We start from the raw sequence: 12587 nt of genomic DNA, 5'->3' as shown, positions 1-12587 counted from the left end.
GGCGGCCGCGCTCCGGACCATCAGCGTTTCTCTCACCGGGAGTCCGCTTCGTCGGTACGGGCGCCGGCGAGGACGGCGTCCAGGAGGCCCGGGTAGCGGGCGTCCAGGTCGTCCCGGCGCAGGGTCAGCAGGTTCTCCCGGCCGGACGGCTCCTGGAGGATGACGCCGCTCTCGCGGAGCACGCGCCAGTGGTGGGTCATCGTCGACTTGGCCGTGATCCCCAGTTCGACCAGCACGCTGGTGCAGTTGTGCTCCCCGCCGCCGTCCAGGACGCGGACGGCGGCCAGCCGCACCGGGTGGCCCAGCGCCGACAGCACGCCGTCGACACGGATCTGGTCGCGGTCGGGGTGACGGTACCTCATGGTCGCACTGTAGCGCGATAGTCGAACAATCGTCCGGAGCCCCTTGCCGAACGGCTCGATCGTACGTAAATATTCGTACAGTCGTATTCCCGGGCGGCCGCGCCGACCCGGGTCCCACTGAAAGGGTGTCCTCTGGCATGTCCGCTCTCGCAAGGCAGCCCGCCGGACGGCGGCTGGGCTGGACCCTGGCCCTGCTGGCGCTCGCGCAACTGATCTACGCGCTGGACCTGAACATCGTGTTCGTCGCGCTCCCCGAGATCGGCGCGGAACTGGGCTTCCCCGGCCAGACCCAGCAGCTCGTGGTGAGCGCCTACGTCGTGTTCGCCGGCGGGTTCCTGCTGTTCGGCGGGCGCGCCGCCGACCTGCTGGGCCGCCGCCGCGTCTTCGTGCTCGCCCTGGTCCTCTACGCCGTCTCCTCGCTGGCCGGCGGCCTCGCGCCGTCGCCCGCCACGATCGTCGTGGCGCGGGCGGTGCAGGGGATCGGCGGCGCGCTGCTGCTGCCCTCGACCCTGTCGCTGATCAACACGCTGTTCGCCGAGGGGCCGCAGCGCAACCGGGCCCTGGCGGTCTGGGGCGGCGCGGGCGCCAGCGGCCTGACCATCGGCGCGCTGCTCGGCGGCGTGCTCACCGAGAACTTCGGCTGGCCCGCCGTCTTCTACGTCAACGTCCCGCTGGCCGCCCTCGTGGCCCTGGCCGCGCTCGCGGTGATCCCGCGCGACCCGGCCCGCGGGCAGCGGCGGCGCTTCGACCTGCCCGGCTCGCTGACCGTCACCGGCGGCGCGACGCTGCTGGTGTTCGCCCTGGTGGAGGGGCCGGAGGAGGGCTGGGGCAGCCCGCTGGTGATCGGCGCGCTGCTGCTGGCCGCGGTGCTGCTGGCGGCGTTCGCGGCCATCGAACGGCGCAGCGCCGACCCGCTCATGCCGTTCCGGCTGTTCCGCAACCGCAGCCTGACCATCGGCATGAGCGTCACGTTCATCTACATGGCGACCTACGGCGTGCTGCCCTACTTCCTGACCGTGCTCATGCAGAGCGTGCACGGCTACAGCGCGTTGCAGACCGGAATGGCGTTCCTGGTCCCCTCGGTGGCGATCGCCACCGGCACGCAGCTCGGCGAACGGCTGACCACCCGCATCGGCCTGCGCACGACCCTGCTGATCGGTTTCGCGATCGGCGCCGTCGGCACGGCGGTCCTGGCGATCGGCTTCGACGCGGACGCCGGCTACGGCCTGCTGGTGCCCGGACTGGTCGTCTCCGGCGTCGGCCAGGGCATCGTCTGGACGGCGATGTGGATCGCCGCCGCCACCGGCACCGCCGCCCACGAGCAGGGCGTCGCCAACGGCATCGCCTCCACCGCCCTCAACATCGGCAACGCGATCGGCCTGGCGGTGTTCACCGCCCTCGCCGACATCGGCACGGAGGGCAAGTCCGGCGAGTCCCTGCGTTCGGCGACCGCCCACGGCGAGCTCGTCGTGGTGCTGCTGACCGCGGCCGGAATGGTGGCCGGACTGCTGGTCAGCCTCGTCCTGCCCCGCCTCGCCCCACCGCCCGCGACGGCCGCCGAGACGCCGGACCCCGCGCACGTCACCACAGGCTGACCGCTCCCCCGCTCCCGTCCGAGCACCGGACGGGAGCGGGGTTTCACGTGCTCAGGCGGAGGCCCGCACGAAGTCGGCCACCGACACGGGCGTGACCTGCGGGTACCTGGCGTTGTCCAGGGTGGCGAACTTGCCCTTCCCGCTCACCATGCACCACTGGTACTGGAGCGCGACGTAGTCGAACGGGTTCTCGGTGAGCCGGGCCCGGCGTTCGATCTCGGCGCGCAGCTCGTCGGCGGTGCCGAGGTTGCGCAGCTCCAGCCGCCGGCCGGAACCGCGCTCGACCGCCTCGTGGAACCCGCGGAACGAGACGACCTCACCGGCAAACCGGAGCGTGCCGGCCGCGCCGGGGTCGAGCGCCGCGGCGGCGGTGTAGGCGGCCGTGTCCGCCACCGAGGTCAGGTCGAGCGGCTGGTCGGGGTCGCCCCAGTGCGACAGCGTGCCCCGCTCCCAGTCCACGATCCCCATGAAACCGAGCATGACCTCGTAGAACGCGCCGTTGAGCACCGAGACCACGTTGAGGTCGGCCTCGCGGTACGCGGCGGCGGCCCGGCGCCGCCAGTCGATCATGAAGTTGTCGCCGTCCTCCAGCCTGGTCACATCGACGGCGAAGTCGGACGGGATGAAGCGTCCGGCGCCGGCCTTCTCGGCGGCGCGCACGAGGTTGACCTGCCCGTCCACGATCACGTCGGGGCCGCCCTGGACGGCCGAGACCACCGTCGCGGCGTCGCCGATCGCGTCGGCCAGCCGTGCCGCCGGGTCGGTGATGTCGCCCTCGACCACCTCCAGGCCGCGGGCCTGGAGCGCATTGATCGCCGCCTTCTTCTCCGCGTCCACGCCCGGCCGCACCAGGGCCCGGACGGAGGCGCCCTGGTCGAGGAGGGCGCTGACGATCCGTCCGCCGAGCAGTCCGGTCGCTCCGGCGACGAAGATCTTCGATGACATGCCGTTCTCTCCTACATATATGCGGTGATGGGAACCTGTTTCCAGGCGTTCAAGGGATGAGCAGGGTCTTGCCGACGGTGCCGCGCGCCTCGACGGCGGCATGCGCGTCGGCCGCCCGCTCCAGCGGGAACCGCTGGCCGACCACCGGCCTGAGGGAGCCCGCTGCGGCCAGGCCGAGGACCTCGTCCACCAGGTCGCGGGCGTGGGCGGGCCTGCTCCAGATGAGTCCCGCGCTGAAGCCGGTGAGGGTCAGGCCCCGGCCGAGCAGCTCCATGGGCTTGACGTCCAGCGGCGTACCGCCGGAGAACCCGAACACGATCTGCCGTCCGGAGCCCGGGGTGAGCAGCTCGAACGACGCGCGGCCCGGTTCGCCGCCGACATGGTCGAAGACGACCTCGACGGAACCGCCGACGGCGTCGCGGACCCGGTCGGTCCAGCCGGGCAGCGAGTAGTCGACCGCGTGGTCGGCTCCGAGGCTCCGGACCAGCGCCAGCTTGTGCTCCCCGCGCGCGGCCCCGACGACCGTGGCGCCGGCGCGTTTCAGCAACTGCACCAGGACGGTGCCGACGGCGCCCGCGGCGGCCTGCACCAGCACGCGATCCCCGGCGGCGACGCGGGCCGCCCGGACCAGGCCCTGGGCGGTGGCCCCGTTCCGGTGGATCGCGACCGCCTCATGCAGGTCGAGGCCGTCCGGCACCGGGACGAGCGAGTCGGCGGGCACGGCGGCGACCTCGGCGTAGCCGCCGGTGCCCGCGGTGGCGGCCAGGACCCGCGCGCCGACGAGGTCCGCGTCGCCGTCCGGGCCGACCGCGGTCACCTGGCCCGCGACCTCCTTGCCGAGGACCACCGGGAGCGGCGCGCCGCCGAGCGCTCCGCGCATCGTCCCCGAGCGGATCTGGGTCTCCAGGAACTGGACGCCGGCGGCGGCCACGCGCACCGTGACCTGGCCGGCGCCCGGCCGGGGCTCGGGCGTCTCGGCGACGCGCAGCCGGTCCGGCGGACCGAATTCGGGCAGCACAACAGAACGCATGTGATCTCTCACTCCGTGGATGGGCAGAACGCCGACGAAAGCCGGCGCGCGGCCGAAAGGGAATGGGCAGGAGAACCCGCAATGACCGGGACGGGACACGGGTCATCGGAGGCGTATAGAACGCGGCGCGAAAGGCGCAGGAAGTCAGAGCGCGGTGACGACGGTCAGCGCGCGTTCAAAGAACTGCTAGGAGCTTTTCTTGATGGCTTCGGCGAAAGCGCCGAGCCCTTCGGCCAGGTGCTCGATGTCGGACGGCTCCCAGTCGGACATGAGCGAGGCAACGGCTTCCGCGCGTGCTTTCCAGAGTTCGCGGATGGCGAGCCTGCCCTCCCGCGTGACGCTCACGAGCTGCGCCCTGGCGTCCGCCGGGTCGGGCCGCCGCTCGATGAGCCGGCGCGCCTCCAGGCGTTTGGCGGGCGGCGAGAGCGTGGACTTGTCCACCTCCATCTGCCCGGCCAGCACCGACAGCCGCACCGGCCCGTGCAGCGAGACCTGGGCGAGCAGCGTGTAGTCCCCCAGCGACATCTCCAGCCCCGAGGCGGCCATGATCCGCCGCCGCGTGGCCGGGGCGAACATCCAGTTGCCGACCGTGGCCAGCGCCGCCGCCACGCGGTCGGCGGCCTCCCGCTGCTCCGACCGGCCTTCCCGGTCCGCGGCGTCCCCCATCGTCCGCCACTCCCCCCGCAATTGGTTGGTTTGACTCAACCAACCATAAACGCTCTTTTCGTCCCCCGCAAGTGAGCCGGCCCCCATGCCCGGCCGGGCATGGGGGCCGGGCATGGGGGCCGCGACCTCCCTGTCAGAAGCGCTTGCCCTCCTCGCGGGCCCGGGCGTGGGCTTCGCGGCGTCCCGTCTCGGCGTCGGCGGTGGCGAGGTTGGGACGGAACTCCACGGTGGTGATGTCCGCGATCCCGGCCCAGCGCAGCCAGTCGTCGAAGAACGTGCTCTGGAAGTCGGCGCCGAAGGCCGGTCCGCGGCCGTCGCCATAGACGGCGCCCGTGTAGACGACGGCCGCCTTCTTGTCTTTCAGGAGACCGGTGTAGCCCTGCTCGGGATCGAAGCCGAACACCCAGCCCGGCTGGGAGATGACGTCGATGAACTGCTTGAGGATGTACGGCACGCCCGCGTTCCACATGGGGACGCTGAACAGGTAGCGGTCGTAGGAGTCGAAATGCTCGAAGACGGCGCGGGCGGCCGTCCAGGCGCGTTCCTCGGCGCCGGACGGGTCGGCGCCTCCGAAGACCGCCATCTTGGCTCCGGTTCCGGCGGGGCCGAACTCCGGGAGCGTGCCGTCCCAGAGGTCGTGGTGCTCGACGGTGTCGCCGGGGTGGGTCTCCCGGTAGGCGTCGAGGAACGTGGCGGCGAGCGCCAGCGACTCGGAGGACGCTCCGCGCGGCGAGGCGGAGACGTGCAGCAAACGGCTCATGGTCTGACCCTTCAAGTAAGCGGACCGTGGTCCGAATCTCTTCCCGGAACACTAACGGACCATGGTCCGCTTAGCAAGGCGCGCGGCTGGGGGCACGGCGGCCCGCCTTCCGAGCGCTGTGCGGCACCGGCACCGCGCACCGCGCACCGCGTCGGGCTGGCCCGGCGCGGTGCCGCCCGGGCGGGATGGGATAGTGCTGGCATGGATCTTCGAGCCCATGCCGACGCCTGGCTCGCGGCGTGGAAGGCACGCGATCTCGACGCGATCATGGCTTGCTATGCCGACGACGTTGACTTCGCCGCCTCGACGGTGGTGCGCCGCTGGGGCCGCCCCGACGGCCGGCTCCGCGGCAAGGAGGAACTGCGCAGGCATTTCGAGCTCGGGCTGGAACTGGCTCCCGACCTGTCCTTCACCGAGGAGGCGCTGCTGTCCGGCCCCAATGGCTATGCGTTGCTCTACCGGCGGGAGAACGGCAACAGCGTGCTCGACGTCGTCGAGCTTGACGAACACGGTCTGGCCGCACGCGTCCGCGCCTTCTACGGCCACCAGCAGATGTAGCGCCTGAACGGCCTTCGGCGCGTCGGCCGCGGATTCGGCCGGCCCGCCGAGGGCGGCGAGGGCCCTCGGGGTGTCAGGCCAGGCCCGCGTCGTGGCCCAGCAGCGCGATCTGGGTGCGGTTGTCCAGGTCGAGCTTGGTCAGGATGTGCGACACGTGCGCCTTGACGGTCGCGACCGTCATGAACAGCTCCTCGGCGATCTCGGCGTTGCTGCGCCCGCGCGCGATCCCCAGCGCCACCTCGTTCTCGCGGGGGCTGAGCGTGGCCAGCGCGGCGCGGGCCTTCTTGTACGCCCCGGCCTGCACGGCCGTCCGGTCCATCAGCCGCCGGGTGATCTGCGGTGACAGGATCGGGTCCCCCGCGGCGACCGTCCTGACCGCCTCGACGATCTTGGCGGGCCGGGTGTCCTTGAGCAGGAAGCCGCTCGCTCCGGCGCGCAGCGCGTGCAGGATGTTCTCGTCGGTGTCGAACGTCGTCAGCACGATCACCTCGGGTGGACGCGAACGGGCCCGCAGCCGTCCGGTGGCGGTGATGCCGTCCACCCGCGGCATCCGCAGGTCCATCAGCACCACGTCCGGCGCGTGCGCGTCGGCCGCGGCGGTCACCTCGTCGCCGTCGGACGCCTCGCCGACCACCTCGATGCCGCCCGCGCCGTCGATCATCATCGACAGGCCCGCGCGGACCAGGGGGTCGTCGTCCACGATCAGGACGCGCAGGGGGCGGTTCACGCCGGCCATGGTAGCCAGGCGCGCAGCCGGAACTCCCCGCCGGCGGCCTGGTGGTCCAAGGTCCCGCCCACCAGCCGCACCCGCTCGGTCAGGCCCACCAGCCCGGTGCCGCTGCCCGGGATCGCCGGCGCGGCGTCCGGGCCGGCCGGGAGCCGGTTGCGGATCTCGATGGCCAGCCGGTCCCCGGGACGCCCCTCCAACGCCACGCGGACCCGCGTGCCCGCGGCGTGCTTGCGGGCGTTGGTCAGCCCCTCCTGCACCACGCGGTAGGCCGTACGGGCGGTGGCGGCGGGCAGCGCGTCCGGGTCGGCCACCGCGTCGGTCAGCTCCACCTCGGCGCCCGCGTCGCGCGACTCCTGCACCAGGCGCGGCAGGTCGGCCAGCACCGGCTGCGGCCGGGACCCGTCCTCGCCGTCCTCCTCGTCCTCGCGCAGGACGAGGATCACCTGGCGGAGCTCGTCGAGGGCCAGGTGCGCCCCGTCGCGGACGACGCCCGCGGCCTTGGCCAGCCGTTCGGGGCGAGGTCGGGGCGGTACTCCAGAGCGCCCGCGTAGGTGGCCAGCAGCGACAGCCGGTGCGCCAGAACGTCGTGCATCTCGCGGGCGATCCGGGTCCGTTCCATCATCCGCGCCTCGGCCACCCGGCGGCCCTGCTCGGCCTCGGCGCGGAGGGCGCGTTCACGCAGCGACTCCAGCAGCGCCCGGCGCGCCTGGGCGAACGTCCCCCAGCCGACCATCGCCCCGTAGCTGACCACGATCAGCGCCGCCCACCAGCCGAACGAGATCCCGCCGCTAGGCCGCCACAGCCCCTGCACCAGGTGCGCTCCGACACCGGCCACCGCCACCGCCACGGCCACGGGGAACGGGCGGCGCTGAGCGACCAGCAGGGCCGCCGTGGTGGCCGGAGCGGTCGCCCCGGGCGACAGCGCCGCCAGCGCGGTCAGCGCCAGGGCTCCCGGGACCGGCCGCCGCAACAGGACCGGCACCAGTGCCAAGGCGACCGCGCCCACGGTGACGTCCAGCCACGGCAGAGCCGGCCCTTGCCGGGCGACGAGCTGGCCCCAGACCGTCACGGCGATCAGGGCGCCCATCGCGATGGCCACGGACGCCTCCGCGGCGAGCGGGATCGGCCGGCGGTTGACCTCGGTGTTCACCGGCTCAGGCTAGCTTCGCGCCGTCCCGCGCCGACACCGACCAAAGTCGGTGGCCGGCTCCACCGCGGTCGAAGCGACCGCCGTCGCGCGGCCGATTCCGAACCCTCCGCCGCGGGCCACGCTGGGAGCTCCCCTGAGCAAGGAGGCGTTCAGTGCCCTACGGCTATCTCTTCGGTACGGGACTCGTCGCGTGCGTGACCATGATGGCGCTGCGTCCACCGCGCAGGCCGAACCTGCTGGCCAACCTCGGCTTCCGGCTGGGCATGGTGCCGAACGAGGTGCCGTTCGTGGCGATCTTCCTGCTGCTGGTCTCGACCGCGATCGCGGCCGCGCAACGGGATCTGGGGTCGCTCGGCGCCCGGCTCGTGGTCGTGCTCGCGGTCGCGACCTGCGCGGGCCTGGCGGTCGTCGCCCGGCGGCAGTCGATGGCCGGTCCCGCGCTGGACGACGCTCTGCGCGACGGCCTCGGCTCCGGGTGGCGGGACGCCCTGGCCCCCGAACTGGCCGCCGGGCTGCGCCGCCGCCTCCCGTACGGCCGCGTGCTGCTCGGCATGTACGTGCGGCGCCGGGACGTCCAGCGGATCGCCAACCTCCGCTACGGCGACGCGGGCAGGCGCAACCGCCTGGACGTCTACCGCCACCGCTCGGCTCCCCAGGGCGGCCCGGTCCTGGTCTACTTCCACGGCGGCGGCTACTCCGGCGGCCGCAAGAACCGCGAGGCCAGGCCGCTCCTCTACCGGCTGGCCGGCCAGGGCTGGGTGTGCGTCAGCGCCGACTACCGTCTCAGGCCGGAGGCCGGCTTCCTCGACCACCTCGCCGACGCCAAGAAGGTCATCGCCTGGACGCGCGAGCACGGCCACGAGTACGGCGCCGGCGCCGGCGCGCCGTTCGTGGCCGGCAGCTCCGCCGGCGCGCACCTGACGTCGCTGTGCGCGCTGACCCAGAACGACCCCGCGTACCAGCCGGGCTTCGAGACCGCCGACACCTCCGTCACCGCGGCGATCTGCCTGTACGGCTACTACGGCGATTACTACGGGTACCCCGAAGGGTCCGGCACCTCGCCCATGGCGCACGTCCGCGCCGACGCGCCGCCGTTCCTGATCGTCCATGGCGACGCCGACACGCTCGTTCCCGTGCGGACGGCACGCCGCTTCGCCGAAGAGCTGCGCGGCATCTCCGATTCCCCGGTCGTCTACGCCGAACTGCCCGGCGCCCAGCACGCCTTCGACCTGTTCCACTCGCTGCGCTTCGACCGGGTCGTCGACGCCGCCGAGGCGTTCGCCGCCTGGGTCAGGTCCCGGCCGCGCGTTGAAGCCTGACCAGCGGTACGAGCATGGCGGCGCTCCCGGGCGTTGGGCCTGGACGGCCGGCGTGCGGGAAATGGGTCCGCGCCCCTGCCGGACGCAGCGGTCACCCGGCAGGGGCGCGGAAGCGGGGATGGTGGTCAGCGGACGGTGAGGGTGTAGTCGGTCGTGCCGGACTTGCCGGCCGTGTCGGTGGCGGTGATGGTGACCTTGTAGGTGCCCGGCTGGAAGGGGGCGAAGGCCGTCATCGTCGAGGTGCCGCCGGGTTCGACGGTCTGCGGGAAGAACATCGGGGCGGAGAACAGGCCCGGGGCGGACGCGGTGAGCCTGCTGGCGCCCGTCCCGCCGGTCACGGTGACCGTCGGCTGGGCGAGACCGCCGCGGGAGACGCTGCCCGAGGAGGGCGAGACCGAGGGACGGGGCCCGTCGGAAGGCGAGTCGCCGCCGACGGTGAGGGTGTAGGTGGCGGTCTTCTTCCCGGACGGCCCCGAGGCGGTGACCGTGGCCTTGTAGGTGCCCTTGGGCGTGCCCGCCGTCGTCTGGAACGTCAGCTTGGCGTTGTCGCCCGAGGTGATCGAGGTGGGCTGGAACGTGGCGGTCGCGCCGTCCGGCAGGCCCGAGGCGGACAGGTCGAGCTTCTCCGGGCCCTGGTCGCCGGCCTTGCTCGTCACGGTGGTCGACAGGGTCCTGCCCGCGTCGACGGAGCCGGAGGACGGGCTGAGCCCCACGGTGAACTTCCCGTCGCCGGGCGGGTCCTGGCCGCCGATCTCGTTCTTGGCCCAGTCGCCCATCTCGTTGGTCAGCCGCGACATGATGCTGTAGCGGTCGCAGTTGCCCGCGCCCCAGGAGACGACGCCGACGACGATGCCGTCCACGGTGTACGGTCCGCCGCTGTCGCCGGAGCAGATCCCGATGTGGCCGTCGTCGTAGCCGGTGCAGACCATCAGGTCCGGATTGACCCTGACGTCGAACACCTGGCAGTCGCCCGCGTCGTTGACCGGCAGCGCGGCCTTGTCGAGCCGCCCGGAGAGGCCGCCGCTCGCCGCGGTCTTGCCGTAGCCGAGGACGAAGCCGTTCTTGCCTGGCCGGGTGAGCGCGGCGTCCCCGAGCCCGCGACCTTGGCCCATTGGGCCTGCGGGACGGGGATGTCGTCCTCGGTGGTGACCACGGCGACGTCGTAACCGGTCTTCCAGCCTCCCGCCCCGGTGTACTTGGGGTGCGCCTTGAACGAGGCCACCTTGGTGCGGAACGTCTCGTCGCCGGCGGTGTTCAGGTCGTCGTCGCCGTAGAGGTAGCTCTTGGCTCCGCCCACGTCGATCATGCAGTGCGCGGCGGTGAGGATCGTTCGCCTGCCGACGACCGAGGCGGTGCAGGACTGCCCCTGGGCGTTGCCGCCGCCGACGCGCAGCCCGGCGATGACGGAGGGGTGCTCCTTGACCGTCGTGGGCTGCCCGTTGACGACGCCCGGCGACGGGCGCAGGTCCGGGACGAGCTGGTCGGTGGGCGTGGCGGCGATGCTGACCGGCGGGCGCGGCGCCGCCTGCGCCACGTGTGCGGCCGGTGCCGACTGCGCCGCGGCGGCGGACGCCGGGACGAGGGCCGTGACGGCGGCGCAGGCCAGGACGAGGAGCCGGGTGGGTCTCATGGACGGTCCTTCAGGGTGGGGGGAGAGAAGGTGAGCGACCAGCCGGTCAGGGTGCCGGCGTCGAACTTGTAGACGTCCCTGATCCGGAGCTTCCAGGCGCCGTCGGCGTTCTCGCGGGAGGCGTCGGCGGTGTAGGTCGTGTGCACGCCGGCGGCCTCGCCGACGTCCCCCGACTTCTTCAGGCCGTACACGGTCCCGCTCGGGCCGATCAGATCGATCGCGAGGTCGCCGGTGTACGGGTGGTCGATGTCGACCTTGACCGGCAGGGTGGACGGCGCCTTGCCTTCGCAGCCCTCGACGGTGATCGTGCTGGTGACGGCCGCGCCGGCGTCCGGTACGGCCACCCGCTCGCTGCTGGTCGTGCCGTCGCAGCCGCCGGGGCCGGGGCCGTCGCCGTCGATGAACCCGGTGTAGAGCAGCTTGTTCGGCGAGCCCGAGCCGGGGTTGGTGACCAGTCCCGGGGTGGCGTGCTCCACCAGCGCGTCCCGTACCTGCTGGGGCGTGGCGCCGGGGTTCGCCTGGAGGTACATGGCCGCCGCGCCCGTGACGTGCGGCGTGGCCATCGAGGTGCCGCTGCCGTTGCGGTACGAGCCGGTGTGGTCGGCGGAGTAGATGTTGCCGCCCGGCGCGAACAGGTCGAGGCAGGTGCCGTAGTTGCCGCTGCGGCCTCCGCCCTGGTTCATCCAGCCGACCGTGATCGCCTCGGGCACCCGCGCCGGGCTGACGCCGCAGGAGTCCTCGCCGTTGTTGCCGCCCGCCACCGCGACGACGAAGCCCTTGGCGACCAGCGCCTTGACCTGCTCGTCGCCGACGCCGGGGGTGTCCGTCGTCAGGCTCATGTTGACCACGCCGGGCTTCTTGCCGTTGGCGGCGACCCATTCCATGGCGCTGATGGTCGCCGAGTCCGGCGCCGTACCGGCGCAGCCGAGCGCCCGGACCGCGACGACCTCGGCCTTCTTCGCGACGCCGACGGTCTTGCCCGCGATCGTCCCGGCGACGTGCGTGCCGTGCCAGAAGCAGTCACTGGCGTCGGTGTCGTCGTCGACGAAGTCGTAGCCGAACGAGGCCCGCCCTTCGAACTCCGTGTGGTCCTTCCTGACCCCGGAGTCGATGACGTAGGCGGTGACCCCGTCGGCCTCGTTGGCGTAGGCGTACTTCCTGTCCAGGGCGGTGGTCTTCTGGTCGATCTGGTCCAGGCCCCAGGACGGCGGGTTCGGCTGCTCGCCCGCCGCCCGCGCGGTGCCGTCCTCGTACACCGCCTTGACCGACGGGTCGGCGGCCAGCCTGCGCGCCTGCGCGCCGGTCATGCGGCGGGCGGAGTACCCGTTGAACGTGGCGGAGTAGGTGCGCGCCACCTCACCGCCGTACCGGTCCGCCAACGCGGACGCCTGGCCGCGGGCGGCACGCGGCGCACCGTCCTTCAGCACCACGATGTACTGGCCGGGCACATGCTGCCGGGCCTGCCGCACGGTGCCTTCGGGGCCTGCGGCCATGGCGGGGACGGCGGCCCCGGCCAGCACGACCGCCGACGCGGCGCCGACCGCGAACGCCGCGAACCTCGTCCTACGCATGGCACGCCTCCAGCACCGGCTCGGGCCGGGACGGCCGAATGGCGCCGGCGGTCGGGAACGGCTCGGTTCGTCGCATGAGCGCTCCGCCTTTCTCCCTTGCACCGGACGCCGCGAGGCGGTCCGGAGGAACGGCCGGGGCGGGGGTGTCGGAGTGGGGGTCGGCCGCTCAGCGTTTACCGTCCACGGCCGCGGAGCGTGGAACAACCGTGGCAACACCCCGTAGGGATACGGGTTTCTCGAATGCGCGACGGAACTGTTTCGCTGCTGCCCG

General features: G+C 73.0%; 13 protein-coding genes and 1 pseudogene. 3 read left to right on the top strand and 11 right to left on the bottom strand.

Going from position 1 to position 12587, the window contains the following annotated elements; translation table 11 throughout:
* Nucleotides 1-32 precede the first annotated feature (32 nt).
* Entirely contained in the window at nt 33-362 is a 330-nt protein-coding gene (locus GEV43_RS33735; protein ID WP_160824128.1) for a helix-turn-helix transcriptional regulator, read from the bottom strand.
* A 137-nt stretch (nt 363-499) separates the two neighbouring features.
* On the opposite strand from GEV43_RS33735, the gene GEV43_RS33730 reads away from it, so the two are divergent.
* Nucleotides 500-1957 carry an MFS transporter gene (locus tag GEV43_RS33730; protein WP_160824127.1) on the top strand — a complete coding sequence of 486 codons (1458 nt, stop codon included), beginning with the start codon at nt 500-502 and terminating at the stop codon, nt 1955-1957.
* Nucleotides 1958-2008: 51 nt separating this feature from the next.
* Here GEV43_RS33730 and GEV43_RS33725 read toward each other — a convergent pair whose 3' ends face one another.
* The 4 genes from GEV43_RS33725 to GEV43_RS33710 all read right to left on the bottom strand — a co-directional run bounded on the left by GEV43_RS33725 (nt 2009) and on the right by GEV43_RS33710 (nt 5358).
* Nucleotides 2009-2902, bottom strand: coding sequence for an NmrA family NAD(P)-binding protein (locus GEV43_RS33725; RefSeq protein ID WP_160824126.1), 894 nt, complete (start codon nt 2900-2902; stop codon nt 2009-2011).
* Nucleotides 2903-2951: 49 nt separating this feature from the next.
* Complete coding sequence (locus GEV43_RS33720; protein ID WP_160824125.1) at nt 2952-3932, bottom strand: zinc-binding dehydrogenase; 981 nt, start codon at nt 3930-3932, stop codon at nt 2952-2954.
* Nucleotides 3933-4118: 186 nt separating this feature from the next.
* Entirely contained in the window at nt 4119-4598 is a 480-nt protein-coding gene (locus GEV43_RS33715; protein WP_160824124.1) for a MarR family winged helix-turn-helix transcriptional regulator, read from the bottom strand.
* A 133-nt stretch (nt 4599-4731) separates the two neighbouring features.
* Nucleotides 4732-5358, bottom strand: coding sequence for an FMN-dependent NADH-azoreductase (locus GEV43_RS33710; protein WP_160824123.1), 627 nt, complete (start codon nt 5356-5358; stop codon nt 4732-4734).
* Between the two features lie 201 nt (nt 5359-5559).
* On the opposite strand from GEV43_RS33710, the gene GEV43_RS33705 reads away from it, so the two are divergent.
* On the top strand, nt 5560-5916 hold the full coding sequence (locus GEV43_RS33705) for a nuclear transport factor 2 family protein (RefSeq protein WP_160824122.1): 357 nt from the start codon (nt 5560-5562) through the stop codon (nt 5914-5916).
* Between the two features lie 73 nt (nt 5917-5989).
* Here GEV43_RS33705 and GEV43_RS33700 read toward each other — a convergent pair whose 3' ends face one another.
* The 3 genes from GEV43_RS33700 to GEV43_RS55385 are packed head-to-tail and all read right to left on the bottom strand — an operon-like array spanning nt 5990 to nt 7796.
* On the bottom strand, nt 5990-6652 hold the full coding sequence (locus tag GEV43_RS33700; RefSeq protein ID WP_160824121.1) for a response regulator transcription factor: 663 nt from the start codon (nt 6650-6652) through the stop codon (nt 5990-5992).
* Nucleotides 6640-7089 (bottom strand): sensor histidine kinase, encoded by a 450-nt coding sequence (locus tag GEV43_RS51750; RefSeq protein WP_241683138.1) that lies wholly within the window; start codon nt 7087-7089, stop codon nt 6640-6642. Before GEV43_RS51750 ends, GEV43_RS33700 begins: the two co-directional genes overlap by 13 nt.
* Nucleotides 7086-7796, bottom strand: coding sequence for a histidine kinase (locus GEV43_RS55385; protein ID WP_309239981.1), 711 nt, complete (start codon nt 7794-7796; stop codon nt 7086-7088). The genes GEV43_RS51750 and GEV43_RS55385 overlap by 4 nt, the downstream gene beginning before the upstream one ends.
* A 152-nt stretch (nt 7797-7948) precedes the next feature.
* On the opposite strand from GEV43_RS55385, the gene GEV43_RS33690 reads away from it, so the two are divergent.
* Nucleotides 7949-9115 (top strand): alpha/beta hydrolase, encoded by a 1167-nt coding sequence (locus GEV43_RS33690; protein WP_160824120.1) that lies wholly within the window; start codon nt 7949-7951, stop codon nt 9113-9115.
* 125 nt (nt 9116-9240) lie between these two features.
* On the opposite strand, the gene GEV43_RS33685 is transcribed toward GEV43_RS33690, so the two are convergent.
* The 3 genes and pseudogenes from GEV43_RS33685 to GEV43_RS54205 all read right to left on the bottom strand — a co-directional run bounded on the left by GEV43_RS33685 (nt 9241) and on the right by GEV43_RS54205 (nt 12316).
* Nucleotides 9241-10227 carry a trypsin-like serine protease gene (locus GEV43_RS33685; protein WP_206681400.1) on the bottom strand — a complete coding sequence of 329 codons (987 nt, stop codon included), beginning with the start codon at nt 10225-10227 and terminating at the stop codon, nt 9241-9243.
* A gap of 41 nt (nt 10228-10268) precedes the next feature.
* A pseudogene (locus GEV43_RS53390) lies at nt 10269-10745 on the bottom strand (trypsin-like serine protease); the annotation flags it as partial.
* The gene (locus GEV43_RS54205; protein ID WP_160824119.1) at nt 10742-12316 is read right to left on the bottom strand and encodes a S8 family peptidase; all 1575 of its coding nucleotides are present in this window, start codon (nt 12314-12316) and stop codon (nt 10742-10744) included. The gene GEV43_RS54205 and the pseudogene GEV43_RS53390, both read right to left, overlap by 4 nt.
* Nucleotides 12317-12587: the final 271 nt, after the last annotated feature.

It is taken from the genome of Actinomadura sp. J1-007 (assembly GCF_009793335.1).
GTDB classification, from domain to species: domain Bacteria; phylum Actinomycetota; class Actinomycetes; order Streptosporangiales; family Streptosporangiaceae; genus Spirillospora; species Spirillospora yumaensis.
The sequence above is the reverse complement of the archived record's forward strand: the minus strand, read 5'-3'. Positions and strand labels throughout refer to the sequence as shown.

What these genes read in the sequence shown, in the direction of transcription:
- GEV43_RS33725 (WP_160824126.1), bottom strand. Translation starts at nt 2,902, where the DNA reads ATGTCATCGAAGATCTTCGTCGCCGGAGCGACCGGACTGCTCGGCGGA.
- GEV43_RS33710 (WP_160824123.1), bottom strand. Translation starts at nt 5,358, where the DNA reads ATGAGCCGTTTGCTGCACGTCTCCGCCTCGCCGCGCGGAGCGTCCTCC.
- GEV43_RS33705 (WP_160824122.1), top strand. Translation starts at nt 5,560, where the DNA reads ATGGATCTTCGAGCCCATGCCGACGCCTGGCTCGCGGCGTGGAAGGCA.
- GEV43_RS33720 (WP_160824125.1), bottom strand. Translation starts at nt 3,932, where the DNA reads ATGCGTTCTGTTGTGCTGCCCGAATTCGGTCCGCCGGACCGGCTGCGC.
- GEV43_RS33685 (WP_206681400.1), bottom strand. Translation starts at nt 10,227, where the DNA reads ATGGGCCAAGGTCGCGGGCTCGGGGACGCCGCGCTCACCCGGCCAGGC.
- GEV43_RS33735 (WP_160824128.1), bottom strand. Translation starts at nt 362, where the DNA reads ATGAGGTACCGTCACCCCGACCGCGACCAGATCCGTGTCGACGGCGTG.
- GEV43_RS33700 (WP_160824121.1), bottom strand. Translation starts at nt 6,652, where the DNA reads ATGGCCGGCGTGAACCGCCCCCTGCGCGTCCTGATCGTGGACGACGAC.
- GEV43_RS54205 (WP_160824119.1), bottom strand. Translation starts at nt 12,316, where the DNA reads ATGCGTAGGACGAGGTTCGCGGCGTTCGCGGTCGGCGCCGCGTCGGCG.
- GEV43_RS33730 (WP_160824127.1), top strand. Translation starts at nt 500, where the DNA reads ATGTCCGCTCTCGCAAGGCAGCCCGCCGGACGGCGGCTGGGCTGGACC.
- GEV43_RS33715 (WP_160824124.1), bottom strand. Translation starts at nt 4,598, where the DNA reads ATGGGGGACGCCGCGGACCGGGAAGGCCGGTCGGAGCAGCGGGAGGCC.